Source organism: Sphaerochaeta sp. UBA5849 (genome assembly GCA_002432715.1).
GTDB lineage: Bacteria > Spirochaetota > Spirochaetia > Sphaerochaetales > Sphaerochaetaceae > Sphaerochaeta.
The window spans coordinates 23301-40072 of sequence record DJGJ01000025.1; the positions used below are offsets into that span (position 1 = coordinate 23301).

General features: G+C 53.4%; 16 protein-coding genes. 12 read left to right on the top strand and 4 right to left on the bottom strand.

Annotated elements, in window-relative coordinates; genetic code table 11:
- Window positions 1–11 precede the first annotated feature (11 nt).
- Window positions 12–1496 (top strand): hypothetical protein, encoded by a 1485-nt coding sequence (locus tag B3K89_RS04010; RefSeq protein ID WP_293894011.1) that lies wholly within the window; start codon window positions 12–14, stop codon window positions 1494–1496.
- Here B3K89_RS04010 and B3K89_RS04015 read toward each other — a convergent pair.
- The gene (locus B3K89_RS04015; RefSeq protein ID WP_293894013.1) at window positions 1493–2044 is read right to left on the bottom strand and encodes an HDIG domain-containing metalloprotein; all 552 of its coding nucleotides are present in this window, start codon (window positions 2042–2044) and stop codon (window positions 1493–1495) included. The genes B3K89_RS04010 and B3K89_RS04015 overlap by 4 nt on opposite strands.
- Window positions 2045–2337: 293 nt before the next feature.
- Here B3K89_RS04015 and B3K89_RS04020 point away from each other — a divergent pair, with 293 nt between their 5' ends.
- Both B3K89_RS04020 and B3K89_RS04025 read left to right on the top strand, forming a co-directional pair.
- On the top strand, window positions 2338–3363 hold the full coding sequence (locus tag B3K89_RS04020) for a magnesium transporter CorA family protein (protein WP_293894015.1): 1026 nt from the start codon (window positions 2338–2340) through the stop codon (window positions 3361–3363).
- Window positions 3364–3418: 55 nt separating this feature from the next.
- Window positions 3419–4057 (top strand): YkgJ family cysteine cluster protein, encoded by a 639-nt coding sequence (locus B3K89_RS04025; RefSeq protein WP_293908666.1) that lies wholly within the window; start codon window positions 3419–3421, stop codon window positions 4055–4057.
- Here the strand turns inward: B3K89_RS04025 and B3K89_RS04030 are convergent.
- The gene (locus B3K89_RS04030) at window positions 4054–5280 is read right to left on the bottom strand and encodes a class I SAM-dependent rRNA methyltransferase (RefSeq protein WP_293894017.1); all 1227 of its coding nucleotides are present in this window, start codon (window positions 5278–5280) and stop codon (window positions 4054–4056) included. The genes B3K89_RS04025 and B3K89_RS04030 overlap by 4 nt on opposite strands.
- 79 nt (window positions 5281–5359) lie before the next feature.
- Here B3K89_RS04030 and B3K89_RS04035 point away from each other — a divergent pair, with 79 nt between their 5' ends.
- Genes B3K89_RS04035 through rsmA form a run of 5 tightly spaced genes read left to right on the top strand, consistent with a single transcriptional unit; the run spans window position 5360 to window position 10776 of the window.
- The gene (locus B3K89_RS04035) at window positions 5360–6055 is read left to right on the top strand and encodes an HAD family hydrolase (RefSeq protein ID WP_293894019.1); all 696 of its coding nucleotides are present in this window, start codon (window positions 5360–5362) and stop codon (window positions 6053–6055) included.
- Complete coding sequence (locus tag B3K89_RS04040) at window positions 6024–7736, top strand: phospho-sugar mutase (protein ID WP_293894021.1); 1713 nt, start codon at window positions 6024–6026, stop codon at window positions 7734–7736. The genes B3K89_RS04035 and B3K89_RS04040 overlap by 32 nt, the downstream gene beginning before the upstream one ends.
- On the top strand, window positions 7733–8512 hold the full coding sequence (locus B3K89_RS04045; RefSeq protein WP_293894023.1) for a hypothetical protein: 780 nt from the start codon (window positions 7733–7735) through the stop codon (window positions 8510–8512). Before B3K89_RS04040 ends, B3K89_RS04045 begins: the two co-directional genes overlap by 4 nt.
- A gap of 19 nt (window positions 8513–8531) precedes the next feature.
- Window positions 8532–10106 carry a ComEC/Rec2 family competence protein gene (locus B3K89_RS04050; RefSeq protein ID WP_293894025.1) on the top strand — a complete coding sequence of 525 codons (1575 nt, stop codon included), beginning with the start codon at window positions 8532–8534 and terminating at the stop codon, window positions 10104–10106.
- On the top strand, window positions 9994–10776 hold the full coding sequence (gene rsmA, locus B3K89_RS04055; protein ID WP_293894053.1) for a 16S rRNA (adenine(1518)-N(6)/adenine(1519)-N(6))-dimethyltransferase RsmA: 783 nt from the start codon (window positions 9994–9996) through the stop codon (window positions 10774–10776). The genes B3K89_RS04050 and rsmA overlap by 113 nt, the downstream gene beginning before the upstream one ends.
- On the opposite strand, the gene B3K89_RS04060 is transcribed toward rsmA, so the two are convergent.
- Window positions 10715–12112: an MATE family efflux transporter gene (locus tag B3K89_RS04060; protein ID WP_293894027.1), complete on the bottom strand. Its 1398-nt coding sequence runs from the start codon at window positions 12110–12112 to the stop codon at window positions 10715–10717. The two genes, rsmA and B3K89_RS04060, sit on opposite strands and share 62 nt — an antisense overlap.
- Window positions 12113–12208: 96 nt before the next feature.
- Window positions 12209–13210, bottom strand: a complete 1002-nt coding sequence (pta, locus tag B3K89_RS04065) for a phosphate acetyltransferase (RefSeq protein ID WP_293894029.1) — start codon at window positions 13208–13210, stop codon at window positions 12209–12211.
- Window positions 13211–13330: 120 nt separating this feature from the next.
- On the opposite strand from pta, the gene B3K89_RS04070 reads away from it, so the two are divergent.
- From B3K89_RS04070 to B3K89_RS04085, 4 genes are all read left to right on the top strand, one after another.
- Window positions 13331–14479 (top strand): MFS transporter, encoded by a 1149-nt coding sequence (locus B3K89_RS04070; protein ID WP_293894032.1) that lies wholly within the window; start codon window positions 13331–13333, stop codon window positions 14477–14479.
- A 30-nt stretch (window positions 14480–14509) separates the two neighbouring features.
- Window positions 14510–15259 (top strand): prephenate dehydrogenase/arogenate dehydrogenase family protein, encoded by a 750-nt coding sequence (locus B3K89_RS04075; RefSeq protein ID WP_293908656.1) that lies wholly within the window; start codon window positions 14510–14512, stop codon window positions 15257–15259.
- Window positions 15256–16569 carry a tRNA (N(6)-L-threonylcarbamoyladenosine(37)-C(2))-methylthiotransferase MtaB gene (gene mtaB, locus B3K89_RS04080; RefSeq protein ID WP_293894038.1) on the top strand — a complete coding sequence of 438 codons (1314 nt, stop codon included), beginning with the start codon at window positions 15256–15258 and terminating at the stop codon, window positions 16567–16569. The genes B3K89_RS04075 and mtaB overlap by 4 nt, the downstream gene beginning before the upstream one ends.
- Window positions 16553–16772 (top strand): hypothetical protein (locus B3K89_RS04085; RefSeq protein WP_293894041.1); only part of this gene is annotated, 220 nt, incomplete at its 3' end. The genes mtaB and B3K89_RS04085, both read left to right, overlap by 17 nt.

The window sequence follows — 16772 nt, forward strand, 5'->3', positions numbered from 1 at the left end:
GGGAGGGCCACTTGATAGATCTTCGTAAACACTCGAGCAGACATCTGGAAACTAAACTCATTCTGCCGATTCCTGAGACAAAGCGATATGAACGGGAAATCCACTACTACCTGTTCTCACCTCCTCAGTTGTATGTGAACAAAAACACCTACGCCGAGGAGCGGTTGCTGCATAAATTCCAGAGTCATGGAAGGTATTCATCTCCGGAAATTACGCTGGAAGAGCTGCTGGATATGAACAACAAGCTCAGCCCGCTGACCATTCTCAAGCGTTACACCGACGACTTGGTCAAGGATGTAACCAGTGTTCCCGAACGAAATGTGATCCATGAGCTGCAAACTGTGGTCAATTCAGCCCGGCATGAGAACAAAGCCTGCCTTCAGGACTGCAAGGACATGGTGAAGCTGGGTATGATCAATGACCTTACGTCAACCTTGGATGCCTGGCACACCAATGCAGCTGCACTTTGTTCGACCATCCGTGACATGATGGAAGCCATCCAAGCAAAATTCAGTCCGGACAACCGCTTGTTGCTTGCTTTTCTCTGGGCTGACGAGGCTGTAAGTCTGTTGTGCGAGAAATATGCCATCGACCTCTATATGGCTTCCAGCTCCTTGCAGCAGCATATGCAGGCGACTTTGACAAGCCTGCTGAGTTTTTCCCGCGAGGAGATGGAGTACCGCATTGAGCATGATTATCCAAGCGGGAGCTCGAATTCCGAAACCGTACAGTATCGAAAGGCGATACTGAAGAAGTGGGCGCAGTCCTCACTGTATCTGGTTCCTGAAGTTTCGCGGTGGCCCAAGCGGGTTTCTGAGATTCTAGCCGGTACGGCAGCGGGCGTTGCAATGGCCTTTGCCACCTTGACGACGATTTTTGCCGAGACTACCTTCATACGCAACAGCTACCAATGGGCGCTCATCGTCATCATCGGTTATGTATTCAAGGACAGGATCAAGGAGTGGCTGCGACTCTTTTTCAAGGCAGTGCTGCCGCGCATGATGGCCGATGAGATTTCTGCGTTTCTTTCGCCCAAGACGAACAAGAAAATCTGTTCCAGCCGCATCCGCCTGACTTTTGAGGATGTCGACTCCCTGCCTGCCTATGTCAAGGAAATTCGCAAAGACAAAAACAACCCCTTCAGGGACATGCTCCCCAAAGAGGATGTAATCCATTATATCCGTGACCTGGCCATGCATCCTTTGACCAAGCATGCACTGGAGCGGGAGAGTTTCCCCAGGGAAAACAACTTCACCCTCGTCACCCGCATCAGGCTTGACGACTTTCTCAAGGAGATGGACGACCCCAATGATGTTGTATTTCGGATGGACCCCAATGCAGATGAGCTTGATCAGCTCAGCAGTGAGCGCGTCTATCATCTGCATCTGATCATCCGCGAGTACTCCAAGAAAGAGGACCTGGACAACTACAGTCATTACATGGTGGTGCTCAATAAGAGCGGGATAGTCCGCATCGAGCAAATGCCGCTGGCCTAAAGGCCGATCTTCGAACTTGCCCTTTGAATTGCCTCAATGGTGAGGGTGATGATGTGATCCAGGGGTATGTCGAGCATCTGTGCTCCTTGGGTGATCAGTTCACGATTCACCCCTGCGGCAAATCCTTTGGAGGACCATTTCTTCTTGACCGATTTAACACTCATGCCCTGCATGCGTTCAGGACGCATGAGCGCCGTTGCGTAGACAAGGCCGGTCAGTTCATCGATGGTGTAGAGGACTTTTTCCATGAAGTGCACGGGTTCGACATCACTGCACAGCCCCCATCCGTGGCTGCAGACGGCATGAATGAATGCATCGTCGACGTCGATTTCCTTCAAAAGCTCCGGTGCTTTCTTGCAATGTTCTTCAGGAAACATCCCCCAGTCGATATCATGCAACAAGCCCACCAGGGACCAATATTCGACATCGTACCCATACTCGGTCGCAAATCGAGCCATGGTCTCTTCAACGCAAAATGCGTGGTACACCAATGCCTCATTGGGATTGTACTTGCGAAGCAGACTCTCTGCTTCTTCTCTCGTAACCATATCCTTCCTCCTACAGCCGAGTATAGGTGGTTTGATTCATTTGGAAAAGAGAGAATTTTCTTTCATGCCCCCTTTATTCTTCTTCTTGGTCTATGGTAGACTATGGATGTTGCTTGCCAGGCTGGCAAGCCATCACATGCAAGGAGGAGCCAATGTCTACGTTAGACGACGGTGGTAGTATAACACCCCTGCCTAGAACCCCGCTCATGGCGTCCTCCTGGTACAGCTGCTAGACCTGCCAGGTCCATCCCCTGTGGATTCGGGAGTACGCCCCAACCATCCACGGAGGAAGTATGATTACAATCAGAAAAAATCTGATGAGCCAGAATCCAGGAGATCCCATCCAGGAGGCTCCCTACACTTGGGTTGATGCACGCGACATCAACCGCGACGATATCTCCCAGCTTGAGGAGCAGTATTCGATTTCCAGTGAGTTGCTCGCAGATATCATGGACCAGGACGAACAGGCGCGTATCGAGAAGGAGGATGATTACATTGCTCTTATCGTACGTCTGCCCGCCATGGCCGATGATTGCAAGGGAATCAATCAGTATGCTGTTCCTCTTGGTATCGTCTTGGTCCGCGATACTGTCATCACCATCTGCCAAAGTGACAGCATCGTTCTTGAGGATTTTGCAAAGAACCGGTACCGCCAGTATCCGGTTCAGACAATGGAAGGTTTTGTCATCAGCATTCTCGGTCGTGCAGTGATGGTGTACATCCGTCTGCTCAAGTACATCAACCGCCAGAAGAGCCAGGTTGAGGAGCAGTTGCACAAGAGCATCATGAACTATGAGCTGATCCAGCTGCTGCAGATCCAGAAGTCCCTGGTCTACTTCTCAACCAGCCTCACCACCAATGAGGCTCTTCTTGAGCGCCTGCAGAGAACCCCGTACTTCAAGCTGGCAGGGGAGGAGGAGCGCGACTTCCTCGATGACGTGATAACCGACAACAAGCAGGCCATCGAGATGGCGAACATCTACTCTTCAATCCTTACCGGGACGATGGATGCATTTGCATCGGTGATCAGCAATAACATGAATGTCATCATGAAGCGGTTGACCATCATCTCCATCAGCTTGATGTTCCCGACCTTTGTAACCGGATTTTATGGAATGAATGTCAATCTGCCCTTTATGAACAATCCCTTTGCCTGGATCGGCATCCTCTCCTTTTGCGCTGTGAGTGCCTTGATCGGTGGTTGGATGCTCTCGGACCGACGCAATGAGAGGCTGGTCCAGCGCTCCTTGCTCGGGACAAGGGAGACGGTGCGGGAGAAACGGAGAAAAAAACATAAAAAACGGTCCTTACCCGATTGATTCGCACAATTTTGTAATGCTACCATCTCCAAGTTCTCGGGAGAGTTCTTCAAAGATGGACAGCATTATGCAACTCTGTTCTGCTTTCAGCGGAACATATGCCGGTCGGTCCATGAGCGACTTGGCAGCCTTATATTCAGAAATCGAGCAAAAAACCAGCACTTTTTGCACTACATACAGCATTGCCTGCGCTCAAGGATGTGGAACGTGCTGCGAGCACTTCATGCCTGATATCACTGCGAGCGAAGCCCGTTTGGTTGGCGCATATCTGCTCTTCATCAAGAAGGATTTTTCCTTGATTGAGAAAGTGCGCCAGAGTATCGGCAATCAGGAGGGCCCATGCCCGCTGTATCGGTTCGATTCACCCTTTCATTGTTCTGTCTATCCAGCCCGGCCGCTGATATGCCGCCTGTTCGGAGCCTGTGCCTATCAGGGCAAGAATGGCTTTGCGGTGTTCAGGCGCTGCAAGTACAATGAGGAGAAAACCATGCCCGAGCACATCGACTTTCACAGCGAGGTGCCGGTTATGCAGGACTACTCCTATCTCTTGCGGTCGCTGGACGACCAGGAAGGGGAAGTGGGCTTTCTGCCTGAAAAAGTAGCAAGCATGCTCGACCAGCTTCAATTTCTGGCAGTCATGCTTGATATGGACGATACCAATCCGGACGATACTCCGAATCCGATGGCCAGTTAGCGCAGGACCCTCATAATATAGCCGCACAAGTATTCCGATTCTGGAAACGAGAGGCGGATCGGATGGTCCTCTGCTTGGCCGAGGGTTTTCAGGATTTGGATTTCTACATTGGCATCCTTGGCGCTCCAGGCGAGGATCATGCGCAGTTGTTCGCTTCTGATCGATGCACTGCAGCTGAAAGTGGCGATGATGCCCCCGTTCTTGATTTTCTGCATGGCAAGCCGATTCAAATCCTTGTATGCTTTCTGGGCGCCTTCGGCCTGGGCCTTCGTCTGGGCAAGCTTGGGAGGATCGAGGATCATTAAATCATAATGATCACTTGGTATGACGCGCATCTGCTCGAAAATGTCACAGACGGTGGTGGTGACCTTGCTTCGGCTGTCCTCGGCAATCGTTTTCAGATCCTGATTGATGTGGACATGGACAAGGGCTTGGCGGAGGGCCGGGTCGCTGGAGTCGAACAGGTCGACGCTCTTCGAGCCTGCACGCAGTGCATGGAGACTGAAGGCTCCGGTATAGGAGCAGCCATCCAAGACCACCGCATCCTTGGCATACGGCTCTATCGCCTTGCGGTTCTCCCGCTGGTCGCAGTAGAATCCACTTTTCTGCCCCTTCCCGGGAATCACTTCATAATACAGTCCGTCTTCACGGAAACGGATGGGATCGAGCCGCTTGGCAGGAGTGAAGTATTGGCCATCCTGATAATACAGGGTGGTCTCACTGAGCTTTTCGGCACCGGCAAAGGCGCTGTCTATGGTAATCAGCATCAACGAGGGCTTCAGCAGGCTGTCCAAGGTGGAGACGATTATGTCGCGATGATCCCAGGCAACACGGGCGCTGATGATGATTCTCAGCATGGTTCCATATACGTCGACCACCACACCAGGCAGCATGTCGGCTTCAGAGAAAATGATGCGGAAGGTGGTGGTGCCGCCGGCTTTGTCCTGAAAGAAGGAACTTCGTCTTCGCACGCTTTCGGCGATGGCCTGGGCCCACCAGGACTCATCGGGGATTCTTGCCTCGTTCCAACTGAGCAGCCGAAGCGGAATGTGGCTGTCCTGATCGTACCATCCGTAGGCGATGAACGCACCATCGTGGGTTTCCACCCTGCCCAGACCGGTTTCCAATGCCGAGGTTGGCGTATGAAGAGCTCCAGAAAATACCCAGGGATGATGGCGTAGGAGCTGTTTCTCCTTACCATCCTTGATTGTAATGATTTGCATGGCTACACAGTAGCCGAAGCCCTTTGTTTTGTCAAAACGTTTGTTGACTTGCTCGTACTGCATACCGGATAATGACCCTATGCAGAAACCGGTTGTCAAAGCTATCCTTTTCGATCTGGACGGGACGCTGGTCGATACCATTGAGGACATCCGCCGTTCCTTGGCGCATGCACTTGCCGGCGAGGGCCTCCCTCCTCCTTCCGCAAATCTGACCCGGCAAGTGGTGGGCAGGGGGCTTCACAACGCACTCAAAGGTGCTCTTTCGTGGTTCGATCGCACTGTTGGGGAGGACCGGTTCAACCAACTGTACCAAGAGATGCTTCTCTATTATCGCGAGCATTATGCAGTGTATAGTCATCCGTATGAGGGTGTTGAGCAGTTGCTCCAGCATTTGCTTGAGAGCGGGTATGCATTGGGTGTGTATTTCAACAAGGAAGACGGGCTTACCAAACGTATTGCAGCCTCCTTGTTCCCTGGAATCCGGTTTTCGTGGGTCAGGGGGATGCTGGAAGGATTTCCCGGAAAGCCCGACCGCTCGGGTATTGATTATTTTTGCAGGAAGACAGGCCTTGTCGTGCAGAATGTCCTGTATATTGGAGACAGCGAAGTTGATTGGCAGACCGCCCTCAATGCCGGCTGTCCTCATATACTTGTTTCGTGGGGGTTTCGTCCAAAGGAAGAACTGCTGGCTCTTCAAGGCGCTGTAGTTGTCGATACGATACATGAATTGGAGGATGCAATCTATGGCATACAACGAGAAGGATTTGAGAAATAAAGCTGAGGCTTATCTGAAAGCTGAACGACAGGAAGTGTTTTCCAAGGAGGTGGAAGCCGAACTGACCCAAGGAAACTGGGAGTCCCTGTATGATCGTTTCTATACCAGTCTCGCCTTCGGAACAGCAGGCATGCGGGGTGTCATCGGCGGGGGGACCAACCGCATGAACAGCTTCATGGTTCGCAAGGTCACCCAAGGTTTGAGCGATTATTTGAATCACACTTCCAAGAACCCTTCAGTCGTCATCGCCTACGACAGTCGCCGTTACAGTGATCTCTTTGCAAACGAGGCCGCCCTCGTGCTTGCCGCCAATGGTATCTCCGTGTACCTCTATCCTGATTTGCATCCGGTTCCGATGCTCAGTTTTGCCGTGCGATACCTGCAGACAACCGCTGGAATTGTAATCACAGCCAGTCACAATCCTTCCCAGTACAATGGGTACAAGGTCTATTGGCGCGACGGTGGACAGGTGACGCCTCCGCACGATTTCAGCATTGCAGAGCGTGCAAATGCAGTGAAAGCAGAGGACATCAAGGAAATGAGCGAGCAGACGGCACGTTCGAAAGGCCTTCTGGTTCCCGTTCCGGAAAAGGTGGATGAAGCGTACTATCATACAGCACTGCTTGGTTTGAGACGCCCTTCCTTGGTGCAGGACAGTCCTGTGAAGGTGGTCTATACTCCCTTGCATGGATCTGGCAACATTCCTGTCCAGCACTTGTTGAACAAAGTCGGGATCACATGCATCGTGGTCCCCGAGCAGCAGGAGCCCGACGGGAATTTCCCTACCGTTCCGCTTCCCAATCCCGAGCATCCGGAAGCAATGGAAATGGCAATCGCCCTTGCAAAGAAAGAGAAGGCCGACATTGTCCTTGGGACCGACCCCGATGCGGACAGGCTGGGCATTGCCATACCTCTTGATGCAGAAAAGACGGAGTATCAGCTGCTTACGGGCAATCAGATAGCGACCTTGCTGGTCGACTACCTGACCGAGGCTGACAGCCACAAGAACCTTGCCAAGAAACCTTTGGTGGTCAAGAGCCTGGTCACCACCGACCTGGTGGCTCGTATCGTGGAGAGCCAAGGCGGGCGTTGCAAGGACGTGCTGACCGGGTTCAAGTATATCGCCGAACAGATTGCTGAATTGGAAGGTCCGAAAGGGGAGGCTGAGTATTTCCTCTTCGGCTGCGAGGAGAGCTATGGCTTTTTGACACTTTCGCAGGTCAGGGACAAGGATGCGGTAAGCAGTGCCCTTTCCAGTGTCGAGTTGCTGTGCTATTGGGCCTCGCAGGGATTGACCTTGCAAGAACGGCTCCAGCAGATTTACCACAGGTGGGGGTACAGCACCGAAGTTGTTTTCTCCAAAGAGTATGAAGGTGCCAGTGGAAAGGAGAAAATGGCGGCAATCATGGCCAATCTGAGAAAGCTGTCTGTCGGTGATGAGCTTGGCTCATCCACCATTGCATCCATCCAGGATTTGCTTGATGGAAAGCAGACAGCCTTTCCACCCTCCGATGTCCTGATCATCCGTTTTGCCTGTGGTGATAAATTGGTCGTCCGCCCCAGCGGGACGGAGCCCAAAATCAAATACTACCTCTTCTTCACTTTGGAGGAGGGGACGCGTGAGGAGAGGGAGCAACAACTCGCCTTGCGCATCCAAAACTATAAGGCGGCCCTCAGTTGATTACCTGTTATGTACTTGCCCGGCATCAGAAAAGCAGTCTCTGTCTCTCCCCCTATCTGGATGCAGAACGGATGGATGATTGGAAGGAAGATGAGGAGGTGGTGCTGAAAAGCAGTGGAATGTTGACCAAGAACCAGAAGGATGAGGTTACGTATGCCCTGTATGCTGCGATAGACTTCAGTGTTGATCGCTGGATTCAGAACAAGCAATATGTGCCTCGTCTTCTCATCTGCGCCCTCATTTTCACAGCTTCGTATTTCCTGCTCTCATTGGCCATTCGCGATCCGATTCCCATGATTGATGAGATTGCCATCAGTGTGGGGTTGACGTTGCTTGGCTGGAATGCCCTGGCAAAACGCGACACCCGTTCCTCGGTCGCCCAGCGAAGGCGCTATGAGTTGAAAGTCCGAGCATCCGAGCGGCAAGAGGTTATCGATGAACAACTCTTCGCCTTGGAAGAGTATTTGGATGAAGCTGCAAAAGTCGATGCCTTGTCGCTGTGCAACTCTTTGTGTCTGGTCAGCTCGGAGCCGTTGTTGCCGTTCTCCTTTGAAGGCCGGCTGGATGAGCTGAAAGACATATTCAAGCTGTTGTTTCTGCATGTGCGTCTCAATGACAAGGCGTTGTTGCAGACATCCCATACCGTCTTGCGCTTGAGGCGGCGGGGCAAGGCGGACAGCCGTCTCGCTGCAAAACTCTACCATGAGCATATGCGAAAGCGGATCGATCTTGCATTGCTCTCCCTCTTGATTGTCTTGGATGAAGCAACTGCATAGCTAAGATGCCAGTATAGGCATGCAAGCCTATCACGCCGCACTGTTATTGTTTTGCATAGCCGGTCTGTATGTGGCCGGCTTTGCTGCATCGCTGCTCTCCTATCCCTTGCTGGCAGGCATTCTGGGTGGGGTGCTTACCCTTGTCCTGCTGCATGTTTGCACACGCTCGAGGCGAAGCCTGCTTGCTCTCTTTGCATGGTTTTACTGCTTGTACGTCCTCCTTGGCTGGGCGGCGGGCTTCAATCAAGCAAGCTTTGGGTTGCCCCGGCAGCGTGTTGTACAGATAGAAGGACACCTGGTGGAAGACTCCTTGCTCACCCGTTCAAACAAGCAACTTGCCCGGATCGCCCTTGCCTCGTGCCGGTCAAAGGATGGCTTTCAGGCAACATGCAGGGGGGCGGTGTCTGCATTGATTGAAGTCGATGAGGTGCTGGTCTCCTCTTCCAATCTGGTTCTTACCGGCATCTTGGACCCGGAGTCGGGATTATTCCTTGCTGAGAGCGTACAGGTTCTTCCTCTCTCGTTGCTTGCACGACAACGCCGTCATGTATTGAGGATGCTCCAGATCAGATTGCAGCAAGTCATACCAGACAAGGCTTCCCAAGGGCTTGCCGCCATGCTGTTGCTGGGACAGACAGGCAGCTCCGATTTTCAGCTCAAGGATTTGAGCCTCGCCTGTGGATGTGCACACCTCTTGGCCCTCTCAGGCATGCACCTGCACTTTTTCCTCTCTCTCAGCACCTCTTTGGGCAGCCTCATCGTCGGACGTTTTTGGGGGAGGTGGCTGGGTTCAGTCCCGGCCTTGTTCTATGTTGTGCTTGTCGGTCCCAAACCCTCTTTGATCAGGGCTTTGGGCATGCATCTTTGTTCGCTGTTTCCCATCTCACGCCAAACTGCTTTCCAGGCTACCTTCTTTCTGCAGCTGCTGCTCTTTCCCTTCTCGCTCTCGAGCATGGCATGCCTCTATAGCTGGGCTGCCTACGGGATGCTGCTGCTTTCATCGATGCTGCCCACATTTTTCCTGCAGAAAACTGCGGTAATCGTAGCAGGCTCGTCCCCGGCTTCCCTGTTGCTGGGAGGCTCGTGCAACCTGAGTGGTTTGCTCTTCTCCCCGATACTCACCCCCCTGATAAACCTGGCCATGGCGGCAAGTTTCCTGAGCCTGGTTTTCGGATCCTTCTTTGGCCGGATCTTGTCCTCGATACAGGCACTTCTCTTCTTCATCCTGGAAAACAACCAAGGCTATACGCTGCAAGTCGGCTTTACAGGATATGTGGTCTATGTATTGGTGTTGTTGACCTGTCTTGTCTCAATTGGCTATGCTACCATGGCTGTACAAAAGCGAAGGAGATTACGCTATGAGCTGGACATTCGCATACGACTCCCCGATTGCAATCACTGCTCTGCTCAAACAAGAGGAGCTGTCGATGACCAAGAAATTTGGTCAGAACTTCCTCATCTCCCGCTCGGTGAGGGAGAAGATTGTAGCACTTCTGGATGTACAGCCGTCTCACCGTGTATGGGAGATCGGGCCGGGGATCGGGGCGGTCACCAGCCTGCTGCTCGAGCAGGGGGCGAAGGTGACGGCTTTTGAGATCGATCATGGGTTCTGCCGTATTCTCTCAGAGCAGGCGTTTGCCGATGAGCCCTCTTTTCGGCTCATAAGCGGTGATGCACTCAAGACGCTGCCTTCCCAACTTGCCTTGGAAGGGAGTCCTGACCGCCTGTGCGGCAATCTTCCCTACAATGTAGGCTCGGTGGTCATCGCCAAGGTGCTGGAGAGCGACCATCGGCCCCCTGTCATGGTGTTCACGCTGCAGAAGGAAGTGGTTGACCGGCTGTGTGCACAGCCGCAATCAAAGGATTGGTCGTCATTTTCCCTGCTCGCCCAGATGGATTATGAGGTGAAACCGGCTTTCAGCATCAACAGCGGCTCTTTTTATCCTCCACCGAAGGTGACCAGCAGTACGGTGGTGTTCACCCTCCGGGCCCAAAGCCTGGTACCGCTACAGCTCAGGCAGACCTTTTTACTCGTCATCCGCGACCTGTTCGCCCAACGCCGCAAGACAGTGAAGAACAATCTGCTCTCTGGAAAGATCAGGGCGGCCGTCGGCAGGAACGGGGTTGAAGCTTTGCTCTCCCATTCCCAAATCGACCCCTCTCTGAGGGCCGAGGCTCTTGCCTGGGCTGACTTTATTGCTCTCAGTGAGTCTCTTGCCAACTATCAAGCCAGGTATATCGTCGGTACTGCACCAAACAGATGATTCCCCTGAGAGTCAGGTCGCTGGCCATCGCTATCCAGATGCCCAGCAATCCCAGGGATGTTGTTTTCAGCAATAGGTAGGCCAAAGGAAGTCGGAGCAGCCACATTCCTGCAATCGAGATGAAAAACGGTCTTCTCGTATCGCCGGCTCCTCTGAAGACCCCGAAGGCAAGCATGGAAAGCCCGAATGCAGGCTCAGCGAAAGCTTCTATGCGCAATATGGTGGTTCCGAGGGCGATGACAGAAGCATCGGATGTGAAAAAGCGCATCAAAGCCGGTGCAAACAGATAGAGCATCAAGCCCATGAAACTCATCAACAGCGTGCCCCACAACGTGCACAGGTCGGCAAACTTTTTTGCCAGCTGCTTGTCATTGGCGCCCAGTGATTGGGCTACCAACGTGGTGGCGGCCGTTGCAAAACCCGACGGAGGCAGATAGGTGATGGACTCGGCTGTGTTTGCCAAAAAGTGGGCAGCCAGGGCGGTGGTTCCCAAAGTCCCTACCATCTTGGTAAAGACAATCTGGCCGAACGAGAGGGTCGACCGCTCAAGGGCAACCGGGATTCCCAACCTGAGCGCACTTTTTTGAATGGTTTTGTCGTACGAGAATGGACCGAAGAGGGTGATTCGGATGGGGTTGTCCGTGGCCAGCAGGATGACCAGCAGCAGGATGCTGGTGATGGTGCAGGAGAGCGTGGTGGCCATGGCCGCCCCCTTGACCCCCAAACCCAAGCCCCGCAATCCAAATGGACCGAACGAAACAAAATCAAAGATGAAGAAAAAATTGAAAGCGATGTTCAATATATTGTTCAGACCGTTCAAGTAGAGGGCTTTCTTTGCATCCCCGCTGCAGCGAAGAAGGGTGCTGATGAGAATCATCACCAGGTTGGGCAGATACCCCAAGGCTATAAAGTGATAGTACTGCCTTGCAAGCAGCTGGACCTCTGCCTCGGCCCCAATCCAAGCTGGAAGATGGCGGGCGATTACGACAAACAGCCAGGTAAGAGCCAACCCGAAGAATACTGAGGTGTACAGAGCCTGCTTGGTGACCTGCTTGGCTCGTTGGGAGTTGCCTGATCCCAAGAAGCGGGCCATCAATACGGAGAATCCGATGGCAAAGGCGTTCATCCACCCATTGACCAACCAGATGGTGGATGTAGGTACGGCGATTGCGGCGGTTGCATGAGCCCCCAAGGAGCCGACCATCGCCGAGTCCACATAGGTGACGGTGACTTGGAGGACCTGCTCAAGGATGGTGGGCCAGGCGAGAGACCAGATGATGATGCCGGGAGGAATTGAGCGGTCAAGAAGATTGATGGGATTTCGTACACGCCTCATGCAATGCCTCTCCTTGTGAGGCGCGTCCATCGTAGCTGAAAGCAGGATTTGGAGCAAGGGCGGAAAGCAACTGCTCCCGCCCTTCGATGGTGTTGGTTAGTTGGCTGCAGCCTGGGCGAGGGTGATGGCGCTGGTCACCACGATATCCTCCACCGAGCAGCCGCGGCTGAGGTCGCTGATCGGTTTGGCAAAGCCTTGGAGAATCGGGCCGTATGCATCCGCACCGGCAAGCCTCTGGACAAGCTTGTATCCGATATTTCCCGCCTGCAGGTCGGGGAAAATCAGGGTGTTGGCGCTTCCTGCAACTTCCGAGCCGGGAGCCTTGCTCTTGGCGACGCTGCCGACGATGGCTGCATCAAGCTGCAGCTCCCCGTCAACGGCCAAGGTAGGAAGCTTCTCCTTGAGAAGGCGGGTTGCGGTGATCACCTTGTCCACCAGCTCTCCCTTTGCAGAGCCCTTGGTCGAGTAGGAGAGCATGGCCACCTTCGGCTCGGCATTGAGGAATGTCCTGCAGGAGAGTGCGGATGCTTCTGCAATTTCAGCAAGCTGCTCGGCTGTTGGGTTGGGAATGGTTGCACAGTCGGCAAAAATGAACGATCCGTTTGCACCGTACTCGGTCTTGTCGGTGGCCATTACGAAGCAGGAGGAAGCAAACTTGATGCCGGGTTTGGTCTTAATGATGTTGAAAGCGGCAAGCAATACATTGCCGGTGGTGTTCTCTGCTCCCGCAACCATTGCATCGGCCTTGCCCAGCCGGACCATCATAGCCCCCCAGCGAAGAGGGTCGACGATTCCCTCGAACGCCTCTTCCTCGCTCATGCCCTTGTGCTTGCGCAGCTCATAATACTCCTGGGCGAATGCCTTGCGGTCATCACTGGTGACGGGGTCGATGACGGTGATGCCCTCAAGGGATGTGGAGACGGAAGCGGCCGCTTTGGCAACAGCTTCGGCATTTCCTACGAGGATGACTTTTTCGGCAATCTTCTCATCGACGATCTTGCGTGCCGCCTGAATGGTTCTCAGCTCGGTTCCTTCTGCGAGGACAAGATGTTTTTTTGCCCGGATGGCCTGGGCCTTCATTTTTTCTGCAAACGTCATGGTTCTGCTCCTTGACAGGGAAAATTTTAATTGCACCTGCTAGTCTACCACGTTCAGATGGCTTCGAAAAGTACGCAAAAGGCTCTGTATTTTCTTGTACGCTTATGCTATTGTCCGCTCATGGGTACACGCAACCTCCTCTTTGTCATGGTGATGGCCTTGGCGTTCGCCGGCAGCCTGTTCGGCGGCCTGGGCGAGGAGATCCAGATTGCATGCTCACTTTCGCTGGCTCAGATGGGACTGTTGATGAGCCTCAGCCAGGTCGGATCTTTTGTTTCATTTCTCACGCTGCCATTGCTTGCCAGGAAGCTGAGCTCCTACTCACTGTTGGTCATCGGCATTCTCTCCTCTTCTGTGACTTTGTTGGGCATGGGCCTGTGCCGCAGTGCATCAGTCTTCGGTCTTTTCTTCCTGCTCAATGCATTGGGAGGCTATTTGTACGGAACCAGCAACATCATGGTTCTGATCAATGTCGACCGACCTCGAATGAAAACCAATATCCCCTTGATGCATCTTACGTTCAGCATCGCCAGCATTTTCAGCGGGTATTACATTACGTTTCTCAAGCAGCACACGTGGTACCACGGATATGTGCAGATGGCGCTCATCTATCTGGTCATGGGGGTTCTGTTCATCCTGTTTCGGCCTGCAGGAATTGGCCAATGGGAGCAAAGAAAGGACCAAAAACTTTCCGATTCGTTCTCATTGTTGAAGAACAAGGCGTTCATGAAGTACCTGCTCTTTCTCATTCTGGCAAACGCGGTGGAGTACTGCAATGCCGTCTACCCCTTGCTGGCCATCACCCAGCTGCACGCAGCAGGAGCCCGCGAGGTTGGCTTGGCGATCATCATCATCCACTTTGGAAGCACCATTTCCCGCTTGGCAGCCATTCCCTTGCTGAAGAAAGGGCTTCCCGCTCATCGGATTCTTGTTTCCTTGTGCCTGGTGAGCATGCTCGGCCTGATAGGATTCTTTCTCTCTTCCAATCTACACCAGGCATACGTGAGTCTTGCTTTGATGGGGCTTGGCATGGGCGGGGTGAATCCGGTGAGCCAGGTGCTGGAAATCTCCTGCTGGCCCTCGGACTTGCTGCAACTTGCCAATATCCGGTCAATGGGGTCGACCCTCGGGCGTATCGGAATGCCGCTGGCTGTAGGAGTTGTGATCAGCTTCTTCTCTGTATCCGCTTCATTTCTGCTGCTGGCGGTAAGCATGGGCATGGCAGCCTTGTTCCTGCTGGCATCCAAAGCCAAGCCGACTTCTTGCTAGGATGCGTACTTATTGAGTACAATGCCGGCCATGGAAGCTAAGATAAGCGTCGGCGTGTATGGATTGGGTCGTTTCGGTTCCTTTTGGGCAAAGGAATTAGCCAAACATGGATTTTCTGTCATCGGGTATGGACGAAGCGCAAAAACCGCCCCCGAAGGGGTGCTTCTAGGCAGTGAGGACGAGGTGCTCTCTTGTTCGGTGCTGTTTTACTGTGTATCCATCAGCTCTTTCAGCGAAGTCTTGGACCGAACCGGCTCCCGGATTGCCGATCACACGGTGGTGATGGATACCTGTTCGGTCAAGCTTTATCCAGCCAAGCTGATGCGCGAGAAGCTTCCCAAACAGGTGCAATGCATTGCAACCCATCCCATGTTCGGGCCCGATTCAGGCAAGAACGGGATAGCGGGGCTTCCTTTGGTCATCAGCGGTGTCCGTTGCGACGACGAGACCTTGCAACGTTGGGTCGAGGAGTTCAAGCGTTGGGATTTGAAGGTGCTGCAGATGAGCTGCGACCAGCACGACCGCGAGGCGGCCTGGTCCCAGGGCATCACCCACTTCATCGGTCGGACGCTCTCCGAGCTGACTCTCGGGGAAACCGAGCTTGCAACCACGGGGTATAAAACGCTCTTGACCGTAATGCAACAGACCTGCAATGACCCGCTGCAGTTGTTTTATGATTTGCAGCGGTACAACCCATATGCCAGACAGATGCGCATGAGTCTCAAGGAGGCGCTTGATACCGTCATGGACGCACTCCAGAAGCAGGAGGAAGTACGTTGAACGTTTGTGTCTATACGTTGGGGTGCAGACTGAATCAGTGTGAGAGCGAGGCGATAGCCGACAGCTTTTCGCAGGAAGGTTTCACCATCGTTGAGGAACAGGTTCCAGCCGACCTCTATGTCGTCAATACCTGTACTGTAACCAGCAAGGCTGAACAGAAAGCCCGAAGGATGATCCGCAAGTTCGCCCTGCTGGCACCTACGCTTGCCACCGGTTGTTACGCCCAGGTGAACGAGGATGAGCTTAGGAAGCTCAGTGACAATGTCATTGTCGTGCCCTTGGAGAAGAAAGCCCACCTGCTCAAACTGGCAAAGCACCTGAAGGCAAGTCTTGTCAGTGGGATGGACATGAGGACAGGGTGCCTGTCGTTCAGTGATGGAAAGGCAAGTGTCTTCGATTACGCCGCCGACTCCTTCTCGTATCACAGTCGTGCGTATTTGAAAATCCAGGATGGATGCGACAACAGCTGCGCATATTGCCGGGTCCATATCGCCCGAGGGAAGGCAGTAAGCTTGGAATCCGGACAGGTCATCGAACGTGCGCTTGCACTGCAGCAATCCGGCTTCCAGGAGATAATGCTTACCGGGGTGAACCTCACCATGTACGACCATCAGGGGGAGGGCTTGGGCGGGTTGTTGGAGAAGTTGCTGGCAAGTCTCTCCGACTCTGTGCGCATCCGTCTCTCCTCGATGGAACCCGATCACATTGATGACAGGTTGCTTGATGTCCTGACTGACAAGCGGATGCAGCCGCATTTCCATATTCCGGTGCAGACCGGCAGCGACCGGTTGCTCAAGAAAGTCGACCGCCATTATACCATAGCCGAACTGGCGAACATCCTTGATCGTCTGCGCAAGGCGAAGAGCGATCCCTTTCTTGCAGCCGACATCATAACCGGTCTTCCCGGAGAACGGGATGAGGACTTTGCTGCCACCCGTCAGTTCATTCTCGACCAACAATTCTCATTTTTGCATGTGTTTCCCTTCTCACCACGTCCTGACACCCCATTGTATCGGGCACAGGACCGGGTACCCGAGTCTGTGCGCGATGAGCGTGCACTCGATTTGAGAACGCTCAGTGAACAGCTTCACCACAGCTATCGGCAAAGACAGGTGGGGTCTGCTGCTGAAGTAATACTGCAGAACCGCAAAGGCGGTCGCTGGTATGGTCTGAGTGGAAATTATCTGGATGTCGCTGTGCTTTCTCCCCCGGTCTTTGCCAGGGAAGGCATGCTGATCAAAGGAACCTTCGGCCGGATGATCGGCAAGGAGAAACGGATGGAGTTCATCCCGGATGCAACCACTCTTTGAAACCGAACGGCTGCGGGCCTATGTGAGCAGGGTGGAATTTGCGAAGCCGCTGCTTGCCTATGAGAGAGGCAACATACAAGCATGCAAACCCTTTTCGGTAACGCATCAGAGCAGCTACTACACGCTTGCCTCGTTTCAGGCTCTCTGCAGCAGGCAGGCAAGCTTGTATGAGCAGAAGAGGATGCTCCCCCTGCTCTTTTTTT

Bases quoted from the DNA above. Each gene is read 5' to 3' on its own strand.
- B3K89_RS04015 (WP_293894013.1), bottom strand. From the start codon at position 2,044: ATGGTTACGAGAGAAGAAGCAGAGAGTCTGCTTCGCAAGTACAATCCC.
- B3K89_RS04020 (WP_293894015.1), top strand. From the start codon at position 2,338: ATGATTACAATCAGAAAAAATCTGATGAGCCAGAATCCAGGAGATCCC.
- B3K89_RS04025 (WP_293908666.1), top strand. From the start codon at position 3,419: ATGGACAGCATTATGCAACTCTGTTCTGCTTTCAGCGGAACATATGCC.
- B3K89_RS04030 (WP_293894017.1), bottom strand. From the start codon at position 5,280: ATGCAAATCATTACAATCAAGGATGGTAAGGAGAAACAGCTCCTACGC.
- B3K89_RS04035 (WP_293894019.1), top strand. From the start codon at position 5,360: ATGCAGAAACCGGTTGTCAAAGCTATCCTTTTCGATCTGGACGGGACG.
- B3K89_RS04040 (WP_293894021.1), top strand. From the start codon at position 6,024: ATGGCATACAACGAGAAGGATTTGAGAAATAAAGCTGAGGCTTATCTG.
- B3K89_RS04050 (WP_293894025.1), top strand. From the start codon at position 8,532: ATGCAAGCCTATCACGCCGCACTGTTATTGTTTTGCATAGCCGGTCTG.
- B3K89_RS04060 (WP_293894027.1), bottom strand. From the start codon at position 12,112: ATGAGGCGTGTACGAAATCCCATCAATCTTCTTGACCGCTCAATTCCT.
- pta (WP_293894029.1), bottom strand. From the start codon at position 13,210: ATGACGTTTGCAGAAAAAATGAAGGCCCAGGCCATCCGGGCAAAAAAA.
- B3K89_RS04070 (WP_293894032.1), top strand. From the start codon at position 13,331: ATGGGTACACGCAACCTCCTCTTTGTCATGGTGATGGCCTTGGCGTTC.
- B3K89_RS04075 (WP_293908656.1), top strand. From the start codon at position 14,510: ATGGAAGCTAAGATAAGCGTCGGCGTGTATGGATTGGGTCGTTTCGGT.